The 20674-nt window shown below is 63.5% G+C and carries 20 protein-coding genes; 13 read left to right on the top strand and 7 right to left on the bottom strand.

All coding sequences use genetic code 11. The features are described 5' to 3' along the window. Positions 1-3: 3 nt before the first annotated feature. From AC1DB0_RS26700 to erpA, 8 genes are all read left to right on the top strand, one after another. The gene (locus tag AC1DB0_RS26700) at positions 4-885 is read left to right on the top strand and encodes a branched-chain amino acid ABC transporter permease (RefSeq protein WP_054427280.1); all 882 of its coding nucleotides are present in this window, start codon (positions 4-6) and stop codon (positions 883-885) included. Next, positions 878-1666: an ABC transporter ATP-binding protein gene (locus AC1DB0_RS26695; RefSeq protein ID WP_441372314.1), complete on the top strand. Its 789-nt coding sequence runs from the start codon at positions 878-880 to the stop codon at positions 1664-1666. Before AC1DB0_RS26700 ends, AC1DB0_RS26695 begins: the two co-directional genes overlap by 8 nt. 55 nt (positions 1667-1721) lie before the next feature. Next, entirely contained in the window at positions 1722-2432 is a 711-nt protein-coding gene (locus tag AC1DB0_RS26690) for an ABC transporter ATP-binding protein (RefSeq protein WP_054427282.1), read from the top strand. Positions 2433-2738: 306 nt separating this feature from the next. Continuing rightward, positions 2739-3167, top strand: coding sequence for a 50S ribosomal protein L13 (gene rplM, locus AC1DB0_RS26685; RefSeq protein WP_006217309.1), 429 nt, complete (start codon positions 2739-2741; stop codon positions 3165-3167). A 9-nt stretch (positions 3168-3176) separates the two neighbouring features. Further along, entirely contained in the window at positions 3177-3569 is a 393-nt protein-coding gene (gene rpsI, locus AC1DB0_RS26680; protein WP_006217310.1) for a 30S ribosomal protein S9, read from the top strand. Between the two features lie 200 nt (positions 3570-3769). Continuing rightward, a complete protein-coding gene (gene argC / locus AC1DB0_RS26675) occupies positions 3770-4834 on the top strand; it encodes an N-acetyl-gamma-glutamyl-phosphate reductase (protein WP_054427373.1) in 1065 nt (354 codons plus the stop codon). Positions 4835-4881: 47 nt separating this feature from the next. Beyond that, positions 4882-5628, top strand: a complete 747-nt coding sequence (locus AC1DB0_RS26670; protein WP_054427283.1) for a DUF6776 family protein — start codon at positions 4882-4884, stop codon at positions 5626-5628. Between the two features lie 86 nt (positions 5629-5714). Continuing rightward, complete coding sequence (gene erpA, locus AC1DB0_RS26665) at positions 5715-6086, top strand: iron-sulfur cluster insertion protein ErpA (protein WP_006217313.1); 372 nt, start codon at positions 5715-5717, stop codon at positions 6084-6086. A gap of 211 nt (positions 6087-6297) precedes the next feature. Here erpA and AC1DB0_RS26660 read toward each other — a convergent pair whose 3' ends face one another. Further along, positions 6298-7431, bottom strand: coding sequence for an anhydro-N-acetylmuramic acid kinase (locus tag AC1DB0_RS26660; protein WP_346553311.1), 1134 nt, complete (start codon positions 7429-7431; stop codon positions 6298-6300). A gap of 78 nt (positions 7432-7509) precedes the next feature. Then, positions 7510-8919 (bottom strand): M23 family metallopeptidase, encoded by a 1410-nt coding sequence (locus AC1DB0_RS26655; protein ID WP_054427285.1) that lies wholly within the window; start codon positions 8917-8919, stop codon positions 7510-7512. A gap of 257 nt (positions 8920-9176) precedes the next feature. Between AC1DB0_RS26655 and tyrS the strand changes: the two genes are divergently transcribed. Beyond that, positions 9177-10406, top strand: a complete 1230-nt coding sequence (tyrS, locus tag AC1DB0_RS26650; protein ID WP_054427286.1) for a tyrosine--tRNA ligase — start codon at positions 9177-9179, stop codon at positions 10404-10406. Positions 10407-10479: 73 nt separating this feature from the next. After that, positions 10480-11133 carry a YbhB/YbcL family Raf kinase inhibitor-like protein gene (locus tag AC1DB0_RS26645; RefSeq protein ID WP_476758298.1) on the top strand — a complete coding sequence of 218 codons (654 nt, stop codon included), beginning with the start codon at positions 10480-10482 and terminating at the stop codon, positions 11131-11133. A gap of 67 nt (positions 11134-11200) precedes the next feature. Here AC1DB0_RS26645 and AC1DB0_RS26640 read toward each other — a convergent pair whose 3' ends face one another. After that, positions 11201-11839 (bottom strand): LysE family translocator, encoded by a 639-nt coding sequence (locus AC1DB0_RS26640; RefSeq protein WP_346553310.1) that lies wholly within the window; start codon positions 11837-11839, stop codon positions 11201-11203. Positions 11840-12040: 201 nt separating this feature from the next. Here AC1DB0_RS26640 and glyA point away from each other — a divergent pair, with 201 nt between their 5' ends. Then, positions 12041-13291, top strand: coding sequence for a serine hydroxymethyltransferase (gene glyA, locus AC1DB0_RS26635; RefSeq protein ID WP_054427289.1), 1251 nt, complete (start codon positions 12041-12043; stop codon positions 13289-13291). Between the two features lie 219 nt (positions 13292-13510). After that, the gene (nrdR, locus tag AC1DB0_RS26630; RefSeq protein ID WP_054427290.1) at positions 13511-13990 is read left to right on the top strand and encodes a transcriptional regulator NrdR; all 480 of its coding nucleotides are present in this window, start codon (positions 13511-13513) and stop codon (positions 13988-13990) included. Between the two features lie 143 nt (positions 13991-14133). Here the strand turns inward: nrdR and AC1DB0_RS26625 are convergent, their stop codons facing one another. After that, positions 14134-15096, bottom strand: coding sequence for a GlxA family transcriptional regulator (locus tag AC1DB0_RS26625; RefSeq protein ID WP_054427291.1), 963 nt, complete (start codon positions 15094-15096; stop codon positions 14134-14136). Between the two features lie 16 nt (positions 15097-15112). Then, entirely contained in the window at positions 15113-15676 is a 564-nt protein-coding gene (locus AC1DB0_RS26620) for an isochorismatase family protein (protein WP_175171653.1), read from the bottom strand. A 179-nt stretch (positions 15677-15855) separates the two neighbouring features. On the opposite strand from AC1DB0_RS26620, the gene ribD reads away from it, so the two are divergent. After that, positions 15856-17007 (top strand): bifunctional diaminohydroxyphosphoribosylaminopyrimidine deaminase/5-amino-6-(5-phosphoribosylamino)uracil reductase RibD, encoded by a 1152-nt coding sequence (gene ribD / locus AC1DB0_RS26615; RefSeq protein ID WP_476758295.1) that lies wholly within the window; start codon positions 15856-15858, stop codon positions 17005-17007. Here ribD and AC1DB0_RS26610 read toward each other — a convergent pair. Together AC1DB0_RS26610 and AC1DB0_RS26605 are read right to left on the bottom strand one after the other, a co-directional pair. Next, on the bottom strand, positions 17004-19610 hold the full coding sequence (locus AC1DB0_RS26610; RefSeq protein ID WP_476758294.1) for a hypothetical protein: 2607 nt from the start codon (positions 19608-19610) through the stop codon (positions 17004-17006). The two genes, ribD and AC1DB0_RS26610, sit on opposite strands and share 4 nt — an antisense overlap. Beyond that, complete coding sequence (locus AC1DB0_RS26605) at positions 19597-20640, bottom strand: DUF3142 domain-containing protein (RefSeq protein ID WP_476758782.1); 1044 nt, start codon at positions 20638-20640, stop codon at positions 19597-19599. Before AC1DB0_RS26605 ends, AC1DB0_RS26610 begins: the two co-directional genes overlap by 14 nt. Positions 20641-20674: the final 34 nt, after the last annotated feature.

Genomic DNA, 20674 nt, shown 5'->3' with positions numbered 1-20674 from the left:
AGAATGAGCGGATTCGAAAACTTCTGGGCCATCTACGGCAACCTGGTGCTCACGCTGGGCACCAACGCCTTGCTGGCCCTCTCCATCTGGCTGACCCTGGCCTGCGGCATGTTGGCCATGGCCAACGCCGCCTTCATGGGCATCGGGGCGTACGCCGCCGCGCTGCTCACCATGAACTACGACGCCCCGTTCACGGTCGCGCTTGCCGGGGGCATGGCTGCGCCCGCGCTGGTGGCGGCGCTGATCGGCTTGCCGACTTTGCGATTGTCCGGGGTCTATCTGGCCATGGCCACGCTGGGCTTCGGCGAAGTGGTGCGCGTGACCATCCTGAACACCGAATCGATCACCGGCGGCGCGCTGGGCTTGAACGGCATTCCGCAACTGACGCAGTGGTGGCATGTGGTGCTGGCGGTCGTCATCGTGCTGTTCGTGTTGTGGCGCGTTCGCGCCTCCAAGATCGGACGCTCGTTCGACGCCATCCGTGGCGACGAAACGGCGGCTGGCCTGATGGGCATCGACGTGCGCGCCAACAAGATGCTGGCCTTCGTCGCCGGCGCGATGATTGCGGGTCTGGCGGGCGCGTTGAACGCGCACCTGACCTTCTTCATCGGTCCCAATGAATACGGTTTCGACCGTGGCGTTGAAATCCTGACCATGGCCATCCTGGGCGGTATCGGCGGCCTGGCGGGCCCCGTGCTGGGCAGCTTCATCATTACGGTGTTGCCCGAACTGCTGCGCGGCTTTGCGGATTTGCGCCTGGTCGCCAACGGAGTGATTTTGGTGGTGATTGTGTTGTTCCTGCCGCAAGGCATCTGGGACCCGGCGCGCTTCAAGCGCTGGATGCGTCAAGGCCAAGGCGGCCAGGGAGGCAAGCGCCATGCTTGAACTTTCATCCGTCTCCAAGAGCTTTGGCGGCCTGCATGTGCTGCATGACGTCAGCCTGTCCGTGCCCGAAGGCTCGATCTTCGGTCTCATCGGCCCCAACGGCGCCGGCAAGACCACGGTGTTCAACCTGATCACCGGCCTGTTGCCGCCCAGCGGCGGCACCATCACGTTCAAAGGCGAAAGCGTGCTGGGCAAGAAGCCGCACAGCATCACGCGCATGGGCATCGCCCGCACGTTCCAGAACATCCGTCTCTTCAAAGAGATGACGTTGCTGGAAAACGTGGTGGTGGGCGCGTATCGCCACATGAACTACGGTTTCCCCAGCCTGCTGCTGGGTCTGCCGGGTTACCGCGAGCACGAAAAGCGCGCCCGCGAACGCGCGCACGAACTGCTGACGTGGATGCGTCTGGACCACAAGGCCAACGACTTGGCCGACAACCTGTCTTACGGCGAACAGCGCCGCCTGGAGCTGGCGCGTGCGCTGGCCACCGAGCCCAAGCTGTTGCTGCTGGACGAGCCGGTCGCAGGCATGAACACCGGTGAACGCGCCGAACTCATGCGCGAAATCCTGGCCATCCGTGATCGCGGCTACACCATCCTGATGATCGAGCACGACATGCGCTTCGTCATGGGCTTGTGCGAACGCATCGCGGTGCTGAACTTCGGCAAGATCATCGCTTGCGGCGGTCCTGACGAGATCCGCAACAACGAGCAGGTCATCGAGGCCTATCTGGGCCGCGAAGATGACGAAGACACCGAACAAGCGGAGGCTGCACGATGAGTCGCCGGGCCGCTCCCAAGACGAATACCGTAGCGCATTGCGCGGAGGCTGCACGATGAGCGCGATGCTGGAAGTCCGCGGACTCGAGGTCAACTACGGCCATATCGAAGCCGTCCGCGGCATCGACCTGGACCTGAACGCCAAAGAAATCACCGCCCTCGTTGGCGCCAACGGCGCCGGCAAATCGACCACGCTGCTGGCGCTGTCGGGCCTGTTGCCCAAGGCGCGCGGCCGCATCCTGTTCGAAGGCGAAGACATCACGAACCTGGCGCCCCACCAACTGGTGGCGCGCGGCATCGTGCAGGTGCCGGAAGGCCGGGCCATCCTCACCACGATGACGGTGCTGGAAAACCTGGAACTCGGCGCTTATCGCCGTGGCTTGAAGAACGTGGGTTCCGATCTGGAATACGTGTTCAACCTGTTCCCGCGCCTGAAAGAGCGGATCACGGGTATCGCCGGCAACCTGTCGGGCGGCGAACAGCAGATGCTGGCCATCGGCCGGGCCTTGATGGCCAAGCCGCGCCTGCTGCTGCTGGATGAGCCGTCGATGGGTCTGGCCCCGATCGTCGTGCAGGAAATTTTCCGTTCCCTGCGGGCCATCAACGCCGACGGCCTGACGCTTTTCCTGGTGGAGCAGAACGTGCGCCAGGCGCTGAAGATCGCGCAAAGCGGCTATGTGCTGGAAAACGGCGCCATGGCGCTGACGGGCACGGGCCGCGAACTGCTGGGCCACCCCCGCGTGCTGGAAGCCTATCTGGGCGCCTGATCGCGCCCTTGCTTCGGGGTTTTGTCCCCGAATTGCATGTGCGCTGGCTGCAACATGGCTTGCGGCCAGCCACCGCCTGACGTCTTTCCGTTTGCCCATTTTTTGAGCAACCGTGTTAGAATTTCAGGCTTTCCCTCATTTTGACCATTGCACGGGCGGGTAATAACGCTTAGGCGGGACGTCGATAAAGGTAAAACCCCCGAACCGAATCCTTGGGTTGCGGTTCATCAGGTTTTTGCCCAGTTGGGGAAAGAACACTGGTTAGATGTTCTGGCCAGCAAGAACTTTTTATTCTTAGGAACCATCATGAAGACCTTTGTGGCCAAGCCGCATGAAGTCCAACGTGACTGGTTTGTGATCGACGCCAAGGGCAAAGTCCTCGGTCGTGTGGCCAGCGAAGTCGCACGTCGTCTGCGTGGCAAGCACAAACCTGAATTCACGCCGCACGTTGATACTGGCGATTACATCGTCATCATCAACGCTTCCGATATCGTCGTTACCGGTACCAAGGCGAAGGACAAGAAGTACTTCCGCCACACCACGTACCCGGGCGGTATCCGCGAAACGAACTTCGAGAAAATGCAAGAGCGTTTTCCCGGTCGCGCCATTCAGAAGGCCGTCAAGGGCATGCTGCCCAAGGGTCCTCTGGGCTACGCCATGATCAAGAAGCTGAAGGTCTATGCTGGTGCCGAGCACCCGCACACCGCCCAGCAGCCCAAGACGCTGGATATCTAAGGAAACGCCATGATCGGTAACTGGAATTACGGAACCGGCCGTCGCAAAACTTCGGTGGCTCGCGTTTTCATCAAGAAGGGCACGGGTAAGATCGTTGTCAACGGCAAGCCCGTCGACGATTTCTTCGCCCGCGAAACTGGTCGCATGATCGTGCGCCAGCCGCTGGAATTGACCGGCCACCTGGAATCGTTTGACATCAAAGTCAACGTCCACGGCGGCGGTGAAACCGGCCAGGCCGGCGCAGTCCGTCACGGCATCACGCGTGCCCTGATCGACTACGACGCGACCCTGAAGCCCGCACTGTCGCAAGCTGGCTTTGTGACCCGCGATGCCCGTGAAGTCGAACGTAAGAAGGTCGGCTTCCGCAAGGCGCGTCGTCGCAAGCAGTTCAGCAAGCGTTAATGTTGCTGCAAAAAACCCGCTTCGGCGGGTTTTTTGTTTTTGGGCGTCTCGCGCGCAATCGCTCGGGACGCCTTGCGCGGAACTCTGCGCGCCCTCGTCAGGTCGGACAACGGGGTTAGTGCACCAAATTTGGCACGGTGCCGCATGACCCCTTTTTCGAGCGATACAATCTAGCCTCGTTCTACGAAGAGCACATCATCATGGCCCAAGCATCGAACACCCGTATCAAGGTTGGTATCGTCGGCGGCACCGGTTATACCGGCGTCGAGCTGCTGCGCTTGCTGTCGCAGCATCCCAATGTGGAATTGACCGCCATCACGTCCCGCAAGGAAGACGGGCTGCCGGTTGCTGATATGTATCCGAACCTGCGTGGCCGCGTGAAGCTGGCTTTTTCCGCACCGGAAAAGGCCACCCTGACGGATTGCGACGTGGTGTTCTTCGCCACGCCCCACGGTGTGGCGATGGCGCAAGCCCAGGAACTGATCAACGCGGGCACCCGCGTCATCGACCTGGCCGCTGATTTCCGCCTGCAAGACATCCCCACCTTTGAACGTTGGTACAAGATCCCCCACACTTGCCCGGACATCCTTGCGGAGTCCCAGTACGGTCTGGTGGAACTGAACCGTGAAGCCATTGCTAAGGCGCGTGTCATCGGCAACCCCGGCTGCTATCCCACCACGGTGCTGCTGGGCTTGGCCCCGCTGCTGGAAGGCGGCAAGTCGCTGGTCGATGCGCAAACGCTGATCGCCGACTGCAAGTCGGGCGTGTCGGGCGCTGGCCGCAAGGCGGAAGTGAGCTCGCTGTTCTCGGAAGCGTCCGACAACTTCAAGGCCTATGGCGTGTCGGGTCACCGCCATCATCCTGAAATCGTGGCGCAGCTGGAAAAGATCTCGGGCGGCAAGGTTGGCCTGACGTTCGTGCCGCATCTGGTGCCGATGATCCGTGGCATGTTCTCCACGATTTACGCGCGCATCCTGCCGGAAGCGCGCGACACCGACTTTCAAGCCCTGTTCGAACAGCGTTACGCCGACGAGCCCTTCGTTGACGTGATGCCTGCCGGCAGCCTGCCTGAAACGCGTTCGGTGCGTGCGTCGAACAATCTGCGCATTGCGCTCAGCCGTCCGGGCAATGGTGATCAACTGATCGTCATGGTCGTGCAAGACAACCTGGTCAAGGGTGCGGCCGGCCAAGCCGTCCAGAACATGAACCTGATGTTCGGCATTGCCGAATCGACAGGTCTGGATCAGGTGGCGATTCTGCCCTGATGCCTCGTAAGGGCGAGGGGCTACGCGCCGCTCGCCCTGCGCGCTTTATGCCAACTGACGCTCCCGTTCCCTCGCAACCCCGCCCCGCAGGCGGGTGGCTGCGTGTGATCGCGGGTTTGCTCGTTGGCGTGTTGCTTGGCGGTTCGGCGGGCTATTTCCATGCCATGCGACAAGCCCGCCCGCAGGACGCCGTGGTGATCAGTACGCAGCAAGCCGAGGCGCAGGCGGATGCCATGCGCCAGCAAGCCACGCAGTTGCGCTACACCCAAGGCCAGTTGGACACCGCGGATGGCGAGCTCGTCATCGAGCGCGCCGCCCGCGAGGAACTCGAAACCCAGTTGCGTGCGGCGCAGGCCGAGGTCGGCCGTGTGCGCGACCAACTGGCTTTCTATGAACAGCTGCTGCCCGCCGGGCCGGAAGGCTCTGTCGATATCCGTGGGGTGCAGATCGACCGCGAAGGCGGCGGGCTGCGCTACAAGGTGTTGCTGATGCGCAGCGGCCGCAATGGCGGAACGCCGTTTGCGGGCGCCTTGCGTTTCCAGGCGACGGGCGTGCTCAAGGGCGAAACCGTAACGGTCGATTTGGCGCCCATGCAGGTCAAGGCGGAAGTGGGCCCGGTGACCGCTACCGGAGAATCCACGTCGGCCGCGTCGTTGGCCCTGCAATTCGACCAATATCAGCGCAGCCAGGGCATCTTGGCAGTGCCTGAGGGATTTGTCCCCGAAAGCGTCACCGTCAGCGTGCTCGAGGGGGAAACCGTTCGAGCATCCCGCAGCGTGAAACTGGAACTTTGAGTCTAGTCAAGCCCTGCGCTATAGTGACGCTATGCGAGCGCCGTTGCCGCTCACCGAAATATGGCCGATCCGGCCAGGAGTGAACCATGAATGCAGTAACCGAAACCGTCGATCTCCAGGCCGCCCCGCCTGTGCCCTTGGTATTTACCGACTCGGCTGCCGCCAAAGTGAAGGACTTGTTGGCCGAAGAAGGCAACCCTGATCTGAAGCTGCGCGTGTTTGTCCAAGGTGGCGGCTGTTCGGGCTTCCAGTACGGCTTCACGTTTGACGAAGTCGTCAACGAAGACGACACCGTGCTGGACAAGGCGGGTGTCCAACTGCTGGTTGACCCCATGAGCTTCCAATATCTGGTCGGTGCCGAAATCGACTACAAGGAAGACCTGGAAGGCGCGCAGTTCGTCATCCGCAATCCCAACGCCAGCACCACCTGCGGCTGCGGTTCCTCGTTCTCGGTGTAATCACCCTGAGCAGGAAAACAAAAGCCCTTCGGCATGCCGAAGGGCTTTTTGTTTGGTGCTGACCGGACGCAAGGCGCTGGCCACTGCAAACCGGCCGCTGCAAGTCGGCCGCTGCAAGCCGACCGCTGCAAACCGGCCGCTGCAAGTCGGCCGCTGCAAGCCGACCGCTGCAAACCGGCCGCTGCAAGTCGGCCACTTCACGCCGGCGACTTCACGCCGGATACAGCGCACCCAGGATGCGAGCGCCGCGCGCGCCAGTGACCGCAGGCAACCCCGCGGGCCGTCGCTCAACGAACGCTTGCGCGAGCCATGCGAAGGCCAGTGCCTCAACTTGCTGGGCGGGCACGCCCAGTGCATCGGTGGGCTGCACCGGGCGTTGCAGGCAATAGGCCAGTTCGCGCATGAGTCCGGCATTGCGGGCGCCACCGCCACATACAAACACCTCTTGCGTGGCCGCAGCGGCTGCGTCGATGGCGTTGGCGACCGTTCTGGCGGTGAGCCGTTGCAGCGTTGCCTGCACGTCCTGAGGGGCTGGCTTGGGGCCGTCAAATGCACGCAGCCGGTCATCCAGCCATTGCATGTTGAACAGATCGCGCCCGGTGGACTTGGGCGGAGGCAGGGCGAACCACGGCTCGCTGGCGATCAGTTGCTCAAGCAGTGGCGCCAACACCTTGCCGGTGGCGGCCCAGCGGCCATTGGCGTCATAAGGCTGGCCTAGGTGACGTTGGCACCAGCCGTCCAGGAAAACGTTGGCCGGGCCGGTGTCAAAGCCACGCACGGCCTGGCCTGGGGACAGCAATGTCACATTGGCGATGCCGCCCAGGTTCAGCACGGCGCGGCCATGTTGCGCGCCGAAGATCGCCGCATGGAAAGGTGGCACCAGCGGCGCGCCCTGGCCACCGGCCGCCACATCGCGGCTGCGGAAGTCCGCGATTACGTCGATGCCGCTTAGCTCCGCCAGCAGCGCGGGCGCATTCAGTTGAACGGTGTAGCCGCTGTCCGGACGGTGACGAACCGTTTGGCCGTGCGCACCGATTGCCTTCACGTCGCTGGCCTGAACGCCCGCCTCCCGAAGCAGGGTGGCGACGGCATCAGCGTACAGCCGGGCCAGCGCATTGGCGGCCAACGCTGCGCGCGCGAGCTCGTCGTCGCCTGACACGTTCAAGGCCAGCAACTCGCGGCGCAGGTTTTCGGGCATGGGCAAGCTGGCGCTGGCCAGCACCTGCGGCGGCTGATCGGCGTCAAGGCGCACGAGCACGCCGTCCACGCCGTCCACGCTCGTGCCGGACATCAGGCCAATGTAGAGCGTTGCGTTCCCGTGCGTGGTGGTTTGCGTAGCGTTCACAGGCGGCCTCAAAAATAAGAAAGGCGGCCGGCAGAAATGCGCGGGCCGCCTTTTTGGGACGATAACTGATGGGGCCGGTTAGCGGCTGGCCACGTTGGTCAGTGCGTCGGGCAGGGTCTGCTGGAATTCGGTCAGCAGTTGGATCTGCTGCTTATACGGCGCCACGGCCTGGTTGAACGCGCGGACTTCCGCAGGTTCCAGGGCGCGGGCGACCGGCAGGTCCACCGACAGCGGGTCGATCGGCTGATTGTCGACGCGGAACTCATAGTGCAAGTGCGGCCCGGTGGCCCAGCCGGTGGAACCGACGTAGCCCAGCAGTTGGCCTTGCGAGATCTTGGAGCCCTTGGTGATGCCTTCGGCGATACGGCTTTGGTGCGCGTACAGCGTCGAATACTTGCCATGGTGCTTCACGATCACGACGTTGCCGTAGCCGTTCTGCCAGCCCGAGAATTCAACCGTGCCATCCGCAGTGGAATGGATCGGCGTGCCCGAAGGCGCGGCGTAGTCCACGCCCTTGTGGCCCGTCCAAGTCTTGTGGATGGGGTGCATGCGCATGCCGAACGTCGAGCTGATACGGCTGAACTTCAGGGCAGTGCGCAGGAACGCGCCGCGCAGGCTGGTGCCGTCAAAGTCGTAGTACGAACCGCTCTTTTCGTCGGGGCTGAACCAGACGGCGCTGTAGGTCTTGCCGCCGTTGATGAATTCCAGGGCCAGCACGCGGCCGGCGCCGGCGTAGCGGCCGTCGTGCGAACGCACTTCGTACACCACGCGGAATTGGTCGCCCTGACGCAGATCGCGCAGGAAGTCGATCTTGGCGCTGAGGATGTCGGCCATCTGCATGGTGACCGAGTCCGGAATGCCAGCGGAGTCCGTCGCGCCGAAGAGCGACGACTTGATCGTGCCCACGGCAACGCGGGTCTGGCGTTCGGTGCTTTCGGTGACTTCCTCGGCCTTGTAGCTGTCGCCGGCGGGGGCCACATGCAGCATGCGCGTTACGACCTGGCCGTCGGTTTCATTGCCGGGGGTGTGGATGTAACGCAGCCAGATCAGGTTGCCCTGTTCGTCCGTGGCGGCTTGCACCGAGCGGCCCGGGTACAGCTTGTAAATGCTGCGGGCGCTGGCGTCGTGCGTCAGGAAGGTCTGCAAATTGGGGGCGTCCAGCTCCAGGCGCTGCAGCACGGCGGCCAGCGTGTCGCCCGCGCGGATGCGGGTTTCGCTGATGTACGGCGCGGCGCTGGGCGTGCTGACTTCGACTTGCTCGGCAGTCAGGGGCAGAACGCTCTGGATGATGCGGGACGGGGGGAGTTCGGTACGGTCGGGTTGCTGCACCATGCCCAAGGCGGCGGCGCCAGCAAACAGACCAATAGCGGAGACGAGAAGAGTGCGACGGAAAAGTCCCGAGCGATGGGGCTTGGGCTCAACGGGCGCAAACAGGGCAGCAACTTTGCGCTTGATGCTACTCGCCAGTTCGTGGAGGCCACGATTCATCGTGAAGATACCCTCTCAGGTGGCTTGAGCTCGCAGGGTGCGTGACACGAACGGCCCCCGCGCGCCACGAAATCCGGGGCAAGGGCTGGCGCGGGGCGCATCTTGTGAACAACGGGTGGTAGGCCGAACCGCAACTGCGTATATATGGCATTTGCGTATGATTGGGCGGTATCCTAGCTGATTCGGCTAGAATTTTCGATAGTTTTCGTCACTTTTTACACCTTTTTGTCGGCTGAAGCCGCTTTGGTCCCCCTGCCATGTCTCCCTCTGAAGCCCCTATCACTCCTGAAGTTGAAGCCGATCTGCGTATAGCTAAGCGCGGCTGCGATGAACTGCTGGTTGAATCCGAATTCGCCCGCAAGCTGGCCAAGAGCCGCGCCACTGGCGTGCCGCTGCGCATCAAGCTGGGGCTGGACCCCACCGCGCCGGACATCCACCTGGGCCACACCGTGGTGCTGAACAAGATGCGCCAGCTGCAGGACTTGGGCCACAACGTCATCTTCCTGATTGGCGATTTCACGTCGACCATTGGCGACCCCAGCGGCCGCAACAGCACCCGCCCGCCGCTCACGCGCGAGCAGATCGAGTCGAACGCCAAGACCTATTACGCGCAGGCCAGCCTGGTGCTGGACCCGGCCCGTACCGAGATCCGTTACAACTCTGAATGGTGTGATCCGCTGGGCGCCCGCGGCATGATCCAGCTGGCCTCGCGCTATACGGTGGCTCGCATGATGGAACGCGAGGACTTCACCAAGCGCTTCAAGGGCGGCATCCCGATTTCGGTGCATGAATTCCTGTATCCGCTGATGCAGGGCTATGACTCGGTGGCGCTGAAGTCCGATCTGGAGCTGGGGGGCACCGATCAGAAGTTCAACCTGCTGGTTGGGCGCGAGCTGCAAAAGGAGTATGGCCAGGAGCCCCAGTGCATCCTGACGATGCCGCTGCTGGTGGGTACGGACGGGGTCGAGAAAATGTCCAAGTCCAAGGGCAACTACATCGGCATTTCGGAGTCGCCCGATTCGATGTTCGGCAAGCTCATGTCGATTTCCGACACGTTGATGTGGCGCTACTTCGAGCTGCTGTCGTTCCGTTCGCTGGAAGACATCGCCGCTCTCAAGCAAGAGACGGATGGCGGACGCAACCCGCGTGATGCGAAAGTCATGCTGGCTCAGGAAATCATCACTCGCTTCCATTCCGCCAAGGCCGCCGACGAGGCGCTGGCTTCCTTCGAGGCCCGTTTCCGCGATGGCGCCATTCCAGAAGACATGCCCGAAGTGAACATCGGCGGTGCGCCGGTGGGCATCCTGAAGCTGCTGCGCGAAGCGGGTCTGGTCGCCTCTGGCTCGGAAGCGCAACGCAATGTGGAGCAGGGTGGCGTGCGCGTCAACGGCGACCGGGTTGAAGATAAATCGTTGCAATTGCCCGCTGGGACTTACGTCGTACAGGTGGGCAAGCGCAAGTTTGCGCGTGTTAACTTGAACCCATAATTGCGAAGTTTTGATACGCTGAGGGTACAGACAGAGGCAGGGACGCCTTTCTCGGCACTTCAAGGAGCACGACATGAAACTTTCGAGTTTGTCTTTTTCCGATCACGAGTCGATTTCGGAACGCTACGCGTTCGGCAAAATCGATGCGCAATCGCACGTCGCGCTGGCAGACAACAACAACCCGCAGTTTTCCTGGGACGATGTCCCGGCGGGAACGCAGTCGTTCGCGTTGATCTGCCATGACCCCGACGTGCCGTCGCGCCCCGATGATGTCAACCAGGAAGGCCGCGAAGTGCCGGCCGGCTTGCCTCGTGTGGATTTCTTCCACTGGGTGCTGGTCGATCTGCCCGCCGACCTTCGCGAGATCGACGAAGGCGCCTTTTCCAACGGCATCACGCCGCGTGGCAAAGGCGGCCCGCTGGCGCCGATGGATGCGCGCCAGGGCATCAACTCGTATTCGTCATGGTTCGCCAATGACCACGACATGAGCGGCGACTACTTCGGCTACGACGGCCCGTGCCCGCCCTGGAACGATTCCATCGTGCACCGCTACATCTTCACGCTGTACGCGCTGGATGTGCCCAGCCTGAATCTGAACGGCTCTTTCACTGGCGAAGACGCATTGCGCGCCATGCAAAAGCACGTGTTGGCGCACGCTTCGGTCACGGGCACGTATACCCTCAACCCGAAACTTGCTCCCAAGCAGATCGGGGCGACATCGGCGTAATCCGCTACGCCAAATCAAAAAGGCCGCAATCGTTGCGGCCTTTTTTTATTTCCGGCTATCGCCGGCCTCAAACGGTGGATCGCTTCAGACGCAGCAGCGCTATGCCGAAGGCGACGAAGATCGAGCCGACCAGGCGGTTGAGCCACACGACGATGCGGGGACGCCGCAGCGCGTTGCGGGCGCGCCGGGCCAAGGCGCCATAGGTCAAGAGCGACACCAGAGACATCGCCATGAAGATGCCGGTCAGAACGAAGAACTGCGGCAGCAACGGCTCTTGTGCGTTCAGGAACTGGGGGAACAAGGCCGTAAAGAACAGGATGGGTTTCGGGTTCATGGCGGCGACGAAAGTGGCCTCCAGATACAGGACGCCCGCGCGGCGTGGCGGCAGGTTGGCGGCCAAGGCTTCTGGCGGCGCAATGTGGGCGCGGCCCATCAGATGCCGCAGGCCCACATAGATCAGGTAAGCGGCGCCCGCCACCTTCAACGCCATGAACAGCATGGCGGACGATTGCAGCACCACCCCCAGCCCCAGCATGGCCGCGGCCGACAGCAGGAATAGCCCGGTCACGTTGCCCAGCGTGGAGGGCACCACGGCGCGCACCCCGCCTGCCGCGCCGTTGCGAATGGCGAGCATGGTGGCGGGGCCTGGGCTGATGACGCTGGCGGCAGCTACTAGCGAGTAGGTTATGAGTGTGGCGCTTTGCATGAAAGTTTCTCAAGTCGGGTTGAAAGCGGTTTTCGGGCGCCGCGCGATGGCGTGGTTTTCGCGCCCGTCCGCCGTATTTTGCTCGCCTTCGGCGCATTTTGGCGGCAATTGATTCCGCTTGACGGGGTAAACTACAAGAATTCTTCGGGTTTACCCCCGACACTGCTTTCTCCTCTCTTACCGCCTCAGGAATCCCCCGTCATGTTTGACCGCAACCTCACCTTGTCCAAGGCTGACCCGGACGTTTGGGCCGCCATCCAGAAGGAAGACGTTCGCCAAGAGCAGCACATCGAGCTGATCGCTTCGGAGAACTACGCCAGCCCGGCCGTCATGGAAGCCCAGGGCACGCAGCTCACGAACAAGTACGCCGAAGGCTACCCGGGCAAGCGCTATTACGGTGGTTGCGAGTACGTGGACATGGTCGAGCAACTGGCCATTGACCGCCTGAAGCAGATCTTCGGTGCTGAAGCCGCCAACGTGCAGCCGAACTCGGGTTCGCAGGCCAACCAGGGCGTGTACATGGCCGTGCTGAAGCCGGGCGACACCGTGCTGGGCATGAGCCTGGCTGAAGGCGGCCACCTGACGCACGGCGCGTCGGTCAACGCTTCGGGCAAGCTGTACAACTTCATCTCGTACGGCCTGGACGAAAACGAAGTCCTGAACTACGCGCAAGTCGAACAGCTGGCCAAAGAACACAAGCCCAAGCTGATCGTGGCAGGTGCATCGGCCTACGCCCTGCACATTGATTTCGAACGCATGGCCCGCATCGCCCGTGAAAACGGCGCGCTGTTCATGGTCGACATCGCCCACTACGCCGGTTTGGTTGCTGGCGGCGCCTACCCCAACCCGGTCCCGCACGCTGACTTCGTCACGTCGACCACGCACAAGTCGCTGCGCGGCCCGCGCGGCGGCGTCATCATGATGAAGGCCGAGCACGAGAAGATCATCAACTCGGCGATCTTCCCCGGCATTCAAGGCGGCCCGCTGATGCACGTCATCGCCGGCAAGGCCGTGGCGTTCAAGGAAGCGCTGGAACCCAGCTTCAAGGACTACGCGCAACAAGTGGTCAAGAACGCCAAGGTGCTGGCCGACACGCTGGTCAAGCGTGGCCTGCGCATCGTTTCCGGCCGTACCGAAAGCCACGTCATGCTGGTTGACCTGCGCGCCAAGGGCATCACGGGCAAGGAAGCGGAAGCCGTGCTGGGCCAGGCCCACATCACGGTCAACAAGAACGCCATCCCGAACGATCCGGAAAAGCCCTTCGTGACCAGCGGCATCCGTCTGGGCACGCCGGCCATGACTACGCGTGGTTTCACGGAAGCCGACGCTGAACTCACCGCTAACCTGATCGCCGACGTGCTGGACAACCCGCGCGACGAAGCCAACATCGCCGCCGTGCGCGCTCGCGTCAATGAACTGACGTCGCGCCTGCCGGTTTACGGCGCGAAGTAAGCGGTTTTGATATCGGCCCGGCGGGATATCCCCCGCCAGGGCCAGACCAAAGGGACGGCCCCGTCAGGCGCCGTCCCTTTGCTTTCGTGGCGGCAGCGGCTATCCTCCACCGATTCCGTCCTGGATATTGGGGACGAATTAGCCCGTATTGGCGCTTCCCGAGCGGCGCATCGTTACAATATGCTTGTTTTTTGCAATCCGTGCCTTTAGGGAACACACATGCGGTGTCCATTTTGCGGCAATGCCGAAACGCAGGTTGTCGACAGCCGGGTCTCGGAAGAGGGCGACGCCATCCGTCGCCGTCGCCGCTGCCTATCCTGCGACAAGCGATTCACCACGTATGAACGGGTGGAACTTGCCATGCCTTCCATCGTCAAGCGCAATGGCAGCCGCAGCGACTACGACCCGACGAAACTCCGCGCCAGCTTGAGCTTGGCGTTGCGCAAGCGCCCCGTCAGCACGGAAGACGTGGATGCCGCCGTGGCGCGCATCGAAGAACAGTTGCTGGCAAGCGGGCTGCGCGAGGTGCCGTCCGAACAGATCGGCGAACTCGTCATGAACGAACTGCGCAAGCTCGACAAGGTGGCGTACGTGCGTTTTGCGTCCGTCTACAAGAGCTTTGAGGACATCGGCGAATTCGTTGAAGCCATCCGCGAAATGCAGGGGCCGTTGTTGCCGGGCAAGCTGCGCAAGGAATAAAAGCCCCGGCTGGGCATTTGGCAGGAACATAACGGCGCTGCGGCGCCGTTATTCGTTTTGGCTCGGGCGCTGCGGCGGCGTGATTCGTATTGGCACGTGTGCGGCGGCGCGATTCGTTTTGGCACGGGTGTGCCGCAGCGCCGTTATTGCATGGGCGCCGACCGCGCCAGGCTGGGCGTAAGCGGCTGAAATTTGCGCCAAACGCGGCGCATGTGCTGCGCCGAGCCAAAGCCGGATTTTTCCGCCACTCGCTCCAGGTCCAAGCGGGTTTCGCGCAGCAGGTCGCGCGCCAGCGCCACGCGGATTTGATACAGGTAATCCATCGGCGTGCAGCCGGCGTGTTCGCGAAACAGCCGCGTCAGGTGGCGGGCGCTGGTGTGCGCCTGGTCTGCCAGCGATTGCGCGGACCACGGCGCGGCCGGGTTGCGCACCACGGCATCCTGCACCCGATGCACGCCGGGGTGCATGTGGCTGCGGTGCTCGAGCCAGGGCGACAACGTGGAATCCGTGCCTGCGCGGCGCTGATAGACCACCATGTCGCGCGCGACTTCACTGGCGACGCGCGGCCCGCAATGGCGCGACACCATATGTAGCGCCAGATCGATGCCGGCCGTGATGCCGGCGCTGCTGACCAGGTTGCCATCTTCAACAAAGATGCGGTTGTCGTGCACGCGGGCGCTGGGGTCGATGCTGGCCAGTTGTTCCAGGCAGGAATGGTGGGTGGTGCAGTCGCGTTGGCGCGTCAGCCCGGCCGATGCCGCGAATAGCGCGCCCGCGCAGACCGTCATCAGCGTGAACTCGTCTGCGGGATGGCGCTGGGCCAGCCAGTCGATGATGGCGTGGGCGTCGGGGTCGTCCAGCCGGGTGTGTTTACCCACCACGCCGGAAATAATGACAAGCGCCTGTGGCGGCAAGGCGGCAGGCAGCGGCTGAATGTGCGCCAGATGCAGGCCGGGAATGCCGCTTTCCACCTCTTTCGACGGGCCGCAGAAATGCTGCTCGAACGTGCCGGGACACAGCTTGTTGGCCACCCGGAAAGCCTCTGCCGGGCCAGCAAGGTCCAGCAGAACGATGCCCCGCGGCAGCACAAAGTACACGGGAATCATGCGGCTTTCCGATGGGTCAAGCGGCCAGCGCGTCGGCGGCGCGCACGATGCGGGCAAAGCGGCCTTGCAGCACAAGTTCGGTGTGGTCGCGGATTTCGGCGGGCGTGTAGTGCTTGCCTGACGGGCTTTGCATGGCGAAGGTCAGCGTGGCGTCGGTGGGAAACACGACTTTGAAGCCGGCGTCGCTGGCGTGCCGCGACGTGGTTTCGCAGCACTGTTCAGTGCGAATGCCGCTGACGATGATGCCTTCGATGCCGTTGTCGCGCAGCCAATCATGCAGGGTCGCGCCGTTGGCGTCTTTGGCGTACAGCGAGGAATGCACCGTTTTGTGGAACACGGCGGCGGGCGCAATGCGCACTTCCTCAAGCGTCTTGACGTGGCCTGAAGCCAGCGAGAACGGGTTGGCGGGGTCTGTGGATGGGCTGATGTGGAACACCTGAAGCACCGGAATGCCTTGGGCCGTTGCCGAATCAATTAGCCCCTGGATCTGTTCCACAAAAGCCGGATACTCGGTTTCATCCCAAAACGGACGTTGCCGGAAGGAATCTTGTACGTCGATGACGATCAGTGCTTGTTTCATGTTTCGGCCTCCGGGCCTGGGATATCAGCAGGTGTAGCGCTATTCTGAAACGGAAGTCCCGCCCGCGCGAGATCGTCCCAAGCCACCTGGCGGCCCAAAACGGACATTCGTTAAGCATACCCCTTCCGGCAGCGCCGGGTTGCACCACGTCATCCAGGCCCGGACATACAATTCCTGCCATGACGACCCCAAGCGAACCCGACGATATCTTCTGGATGCGACGCGCCCTGGCGCTGGCCGAGAGCGTGCTCTACACCACCGCGCCCAACCCCCGTGTGGGATGCGTCATCGTGCGCGATGGGCGCGTGCTGGGCGAGGGTGCGACGCAGCCCCCCGGCGGGCCGCACGCCGAAGTCTGCGCCCTGCGGGACGCTCAGGCCCGCCAGGAAGCGGTTCAGGGGGCCACGATGTACGTCACCCTGGAACCGTGCAGCCATTTTGGCCGCACGCCGCCGTGCGTGGATGCGGTGCTGGCCGCCAAACCCGCGCGAGTCGTCGTGGCCATTGGCGACCCGAATCCGTTGGTCAACGGGCAGGGGCTGGCCCGTTTGCGCGCCGCCGGCATCGAGGTGACAACCGGTGTGTGCGCCGAAGAGGCCTTGGCTATCAATGCCGGCTTCATTTCGCGGATGAGCCGCGGCTTGCCCTGGGTGTGGATGAAGATGGCGGCGTCGCTTGATGGCCGCAGCGCCTTGCATAACGGCATGTCTCAATGGATTACCGGCCCCGAGGCCCGCGTGGATGGCCACCGCTGGCGTGCGCGCAGCTGCGTGGTGCTGACCGGCATGGGCACCGTCCTGAAAGACGATCCGCAACTCAATGTGCGCGGGGTGGACACGCCGCGCCAACCGCGCAAAGCGGTCGTGGATGGCCGCTTCGAGATTCCCGAGGACGCTCGCCTGTTTGACGGCGCGGAAGTCATCCTGTTTACGGCCCGTGAAGATGCCGCCAAAGCCGCACGGCTGGCCGACAAGAATGCCCGAGTCGTCGTCCTGCCTGGCCAGGAGCCAGGCCGCGTGGACTTGCCCGGCGTGATGGACTGGTTCGCAAAAGAGCAGTTCAACGAGGTCCATGTTGAGGCCGGTGCGGGATTGAGCGGCGCGCTGGTGGCCTCTGGATGCGTGGATGAGCTGCTGCTTTATCTGGCGCCGGTGCTGCTGGGTGACGCCGCGGGAATGGTGCGGCTGCCGATGCTCGAACATCTGGATGCGGCGCGCCGATACGAATTCATCGACACGGCGCGCTTGGGGGCGGACCTGCGCCTGCGTGCCCGGGTCGCAGGCACGTGGCAGCAATTGATGCAGCGCGTGGCGTTGCCGGCGCTGACCTAGGCCTGCGTTTTCTCGTGTGTTGGCTTGGCGGTGCGCTTGGGGGTGCGTTTAGGCATGCGCCAGGCAAACACGCATCCCCCGCCCGCAACAATCACCAACAAGCCCATCGCAAGCAGCAAGCCGGCATGATCGCGCCGTAAGCGTTCCCATGCCTTCCAGGCTTGTGTGTAGTGGAACCAGGCGGCCGCCCGGAAATCAGGCTCGGCGCACTCGCGGCCGAACGTGCCGCTGAACGGCACCTGGGCGCCTTGATTCACATACCGCAGATAGATTGCCGAGGCGCGGTCGGGCGAGTCGTCGATGATGTAGCGCGCCCCTTGGCAAAGCACGGCAGCGAAAGCTTGGGAGCGGTTTGGCAATTGCCCGGCCGCTTGCAGCGCGTGGTCGGCCGCGATTTGACGATAGTGAAAGCGGGCATAGGGGCGCGCTTCGCTGGCGGCGAATCGTTGACGTTCTTCGGGCGTGACCAGCGGACCCGGCAAGGCCGCCTCGGCGCGTTGGGCGGGTGTATCCGGCGTCTGGCTGGCGTCGGCCCCGGCCGACTGGCGCCAGGGTTCGGGGCTGCGGCCCGCGCCGTAGGTGTAGTTGCCGTCATACACCGCGAAATCGGGGTCCTGTTCGTAACCCATGATCTCCAAGCCATTGCGGCGCGCGAGGCGCGCGGCGGTAAACCAGGCTTCGGCCCGTGCTGTCCGGCCCCATGCGTTGCCCGCTTTGTGAAGGGCTGCAATGTACTCCTCGACCTTTTGGTGGCGGCTGGAAGGCCTAACGCGCCAGACACCGGCCGCATCATCGGTCAGGTCCGCGAAACGGGCATCCGCGTCAGAGGGGAAGTAAGCCAGCGCCTGGTCCATGCGGCCTTCTCGCATCAGACGGCGCGCGAGCAGCAGGCGCAGGCGGTCGCCATCGGGAATGGGGTGCTTCACCGCCCACTCGTAGAAGCGCTGGTAGTCGAATTGCAGAAAGCCCGGCGGGGTGGCCGGCATGGCGGATGCGGGCACGTGCTGATCCACGTAATGCTTGAGCTCATCTACCGTCAGCACGCGCTCGGCCACATACGCCGCGTCGTTCCAATAGGGCGACTGGAGCCAACCCCCTTCTGGCAAGTCGGCAGCAGACGGATCGTTGGCGTGCAGCAGCAAGTCCAGCGCTTCGACGTACTGGCCGCGCGACAGCGCCAACACGCCACGCTCGGCCGTTAGCCGGGCGATGCCGGGGGCGTCGATGCTGTGCTCGTCGGCGTTCGGAAAGCTGCTTGCGGCGCGTGCGTAGGCTTGCGCCGCGGCGGCCATGTCTCCCCGACGGATCGCCAGTTTGGCGCGAATCCACCAAGCTAGCGGGGTGTCCAGACGCTCGGCCAACGGTTGCGCCAGGTCATAGCGACCGACCCGATACGCTAACGCGGCCACGCGATCCGCGTTCTGAATCCTGCTCACATCCTGCTTGGCCAGCGCGGTGGCAAGGACCTGCAACGCCGGGTTGGGCGTCACATTTCCCCTGCCTGCCAACGCGGCTGCATCTGCATAACCCCGTTGGCCGTTCACTTCATACGTGGCGAAAATGTCATAGGCGCTGTCGGGATTGCCGTCGACGATGTCGCCCACCCGCGCCAGCGCATAGGCCACCAGCAAGCGTTGCGAGACCGGGTCGTCGATCAGTCGGACGGCACGGGCGGGTGCATCCAACGCCCAGCTGGCGATCAGGCGCAGTGATGCCTGCCCGCTGCTGGAGCCCCGCGCGGCCTGCTCGGCATACAGCTGGATAGCATGCTTCAACGCGGTGGCAGGAATGGCATCCGCGCACGAGGTGGCTGACTGGAAATCCTCGTACGTGCAGCCTCCTTGCGAGCCCCTCAGCAAGCCGCGTGCCTCTTGGCCAAAGCTGGCGATGGCGAGTCCCCACGGGTCAGGCGCGCCGTCTCGCGCCAATTGGCGGACGCGGGCATAAGCGGCGGAAGCGGCAGAAGCGGTGGAAGCGGTGGAAGCGGCAGAAGCGGTGGAAGCGGCGGAAGCGGTGGAAGCGGCAGAAGCCGGCCCCGGAGGCGTGGCGTCGACGGGCATTGCGGCTGATGCGCCATTTTCCAGCTCGGCCAGCATGTAGGCAGCCCAGACGCTGCGCGCAGCGCCTTCGTTGCCCGGCAGCGCAAGAATCGCGTGTAGGCGTGCTCTGGCGCGGGATACGGCCACGTTGGTCTCGTCGTTCGCGGCAGCAAGGATATCGACGGCGGCAGCGGTATATAAACGCACGGCCTCTGGCAGCGCGGCGCCCGCCGCATAAGCCTGATCGCCGTCGGGCAATTGCCGCATCTTGCGCGCCGTGGCGTGCTGCGCGGGGCTCAGTGCGGGATCGAAGTCTTCGGGAATGGCGTCCTGCCTATCGTTGCCGCCCGGCAGCGTTCGTAATTCCTGGGCGCGTAACGCGTCAGCCGGCACCACCAAGCGCGATGCCTCATAACTGAACGAATTGGCAGGCGTGCTGCGTAGCGTGCCCGCGCGGTCGTCCAGCAACTGCGCGGGAAAGTCCGGCCCGCAGGCAACGACGATTCCAGCGCCGATGGCGCAGGTCAACAGGGCAATTCGAGCGATGGTTTTACGGTTTTGCATGGAAAGTGGTGGGTGGCGTGTCGCAGCGTATCCAGCCGATATTGCGCAGGCTGCCGGCGCGCAGCAGGCCGTCATGCGCACGACGCAGATACCAGCCGGCGTTGTCTTGCTCAAGCGTGTAACCATTGATGCCGTCGGCGGCGCGGCAAATGCCGTCCCAACGGATGGTGAAGGGCAGCGTTGCATCGGCATTGCCGGTGTTGGACAACACCAGGTCAAGCGTCCCCKCGGTTGTGGCGCGTTGGGCGAAGACGTTAAGCTCCGCTTGCAATGATTGGCGCGTCAATACCGCGCGCCACGTCGCCAGGCTCCATGCGCGTTCGTCGAGTGCGGTGGGCAGGCGAAACCAGACCATGCCGGCCAATCCCGCGGGCCGATCCTGGCGGATCTGCTCGGCAAAAGCCGCCATGGCAGCGGGCGCGGCGACGAGTTCGCTGGCGCGGGTTGCGGTGGTCAACGTGGGCCGTTCGCTTTCGATTGCGATGATGTTGCCGTCGTCATCCCACGAGACACGGCTGCCATACGTTGGCAATGCAATCCGCCAAGGGCGCTGCGTGCGGCCGGCAAAAGCGCTGATCCACGCCTGTGCGCGCTTGGCGTCAAACAAGCCTTGTGTCGGGTTCAGTACGGCGTGAACCTGCAACACCGACTCATCGGGCACCTTCAGTAAGGCGTCGAGATCGGGGCTGTTTAACCATGTTGGCAAGGCGGTAATTGATAGCGGCGTGCCTGGTTCAAGGCGGTTTTTCAACGCCGTCAGAAAGCCGCGATAGGCCGCAAGCTTCGATGTTGCGCAGTCGTAATCGATTTCAACACCGGCCAGCGGCACGCCGGCTGCGCGCCAGGCCAGGGTTGTCGCGGCAATTCGCACCAACGTTTCGTCAACGTTCAGCGCATCGACGCGTCCATCCAAACGCAACACCATCACCGCCGGTTTTTGTGACGCCGCCAGCGCATTCACGTCAGGCCGGGCATCGATCCATCTGCCGCCAGCGCTCATCTCGGCGATCAGCACGCGCCAGGTTCGCACGGCATCTGCACTTGCCGCCAGCGCTTCCTGCACC

This window comes from Achromobacter sp. 10T422 (assembly GCF_056394065.1).
Note: the sequence above shows the minus strand (reverse complement) of the source record. Positions and strands in the feature narration are given on the sequence as shown.

Bases quoted from the DNA above. Each gene is read 5' to 3' on its own strand.
- AC1DB0_RS26625 (WP_054427291.1), bottom strand. From the start codon at position 15,096: ATGATTCCCGTGTACTTTGTGCTGCCGCGGGGCATCGTTCTGCTGGAC.
- tyrS (WP_054427286.1), top strand. From the start codon at position 9,177: ATGTCTCCCTCTGAAGCCCCTATCACTCCTGAAGTTGAAGCCGATCTG.
- ribD (WP_476758295.1), top strand. From the start codon at position 15,856: ATGACGACCCCAAGCGAACCCGACGATATCTTCTGGATGCGACGCGCC.
- AC1DB0_RS26695 (WP_441372314.1), top strand. From the start codon at position 878: ATGCTTGAACTTTCATCCGTCTCCAAGAGCTTTGGCGGCCTGCATGTG.
- AC1DB0_RS26610 (WP_476758294.1), bottom strand. From the start codon at position 19,610: ATGCAAAACCGTAAAACCATCGCTCGAATTGCCCTGTTGACCTGCGCC.
- argC (WP_054427373.1), top strand. From the start codon at position 3,770: ATGGCCCAAGCATCGAACACCCGTATCAAGGTTGGTATCGTCGGCGGC.
- AC1DB0_RS26655 (WP_054427285.1), bottom strand. From the start codon at position 8,919: ATGAATCGTGGCCTCCACGAACTGGCGAGTAGCATCAAGCGCAAAGTT.
- glyA (WP_054427289.1), top strand. From the start codon at position 12,041: ATGTTTGACCGCAACCTCACCTTGTCCAAGGCTGACCCGGACGTTTGG.
- AC1DB0_RS26645 (WP_476758298.1), top strand. From the start codon at position 10,480: ATGAAACTTTCGAGTTTGTCTTTTTCCGATCACGAGTCGATTTCGGAA.
- AC1DB0_RS26670 (WP_054427283.1), top strand. From the start codon at position 4,882: ATGCCAACTGACGCTCCCGTTCCCTCGCAACCCCGCCCCGCAGGCGGG.
- AC1DB0_RS26640 (WP_346553310.1), bottom strand. From the start codon at position 11,839: ATGCAAAGCGCCACACTCATAACCTACTCGCTAGTAGCTGCCGCCAGC.
- erpA (WP_006217313.1), top strand. From the start codon at position 5,715: ATGAATGCAGTAACCGAAACCGTCGATCTCCAGGCCGCCCCGCCTGTG.
- rpsI (WP_006217310.1), top strand. From the start codon at position 3,177: ATGATCGGTAACTGGAATTACGGAACCGGCCGTCGCAAAACTTCGGTG.
- AC1DB0_RS26700 (WP_054427280.1), top strand. From the start codon at position 4: ATGAGCGGATTCGAAAACTTCTGGGCCATCTACGGCAACCTGGTGCTC.
- AC1DB0_RS26690 (WP_054427282.1), top strand. From the start codon at position 1,722: ATGAGCGCGATGCTGGAAGTCCGCGGACTCGAGGTCAACTACGGCCAT.
- nrdR (WP_054427290.1), top strand. From the start codon at position 13,511: ATGCGGTGTCCATTTTGCGGCAATGCCGAAACGCAGGTTGTCGACAGC.
- rplM (WP_006217309.1), top strand. From the start codon at position 2,739: ATGAAGACCTTTGTGGCCAAGCCGCATGAAGTCCAACGTGACTGGTTT.
- AC1DB0_RS26620 (WP_175171653.1), bottom strand. From the start codon at position 15,676: ATGAAACAAGCACTGATCGTCATCGACGTACAAGATTCCTTCCGGCAA.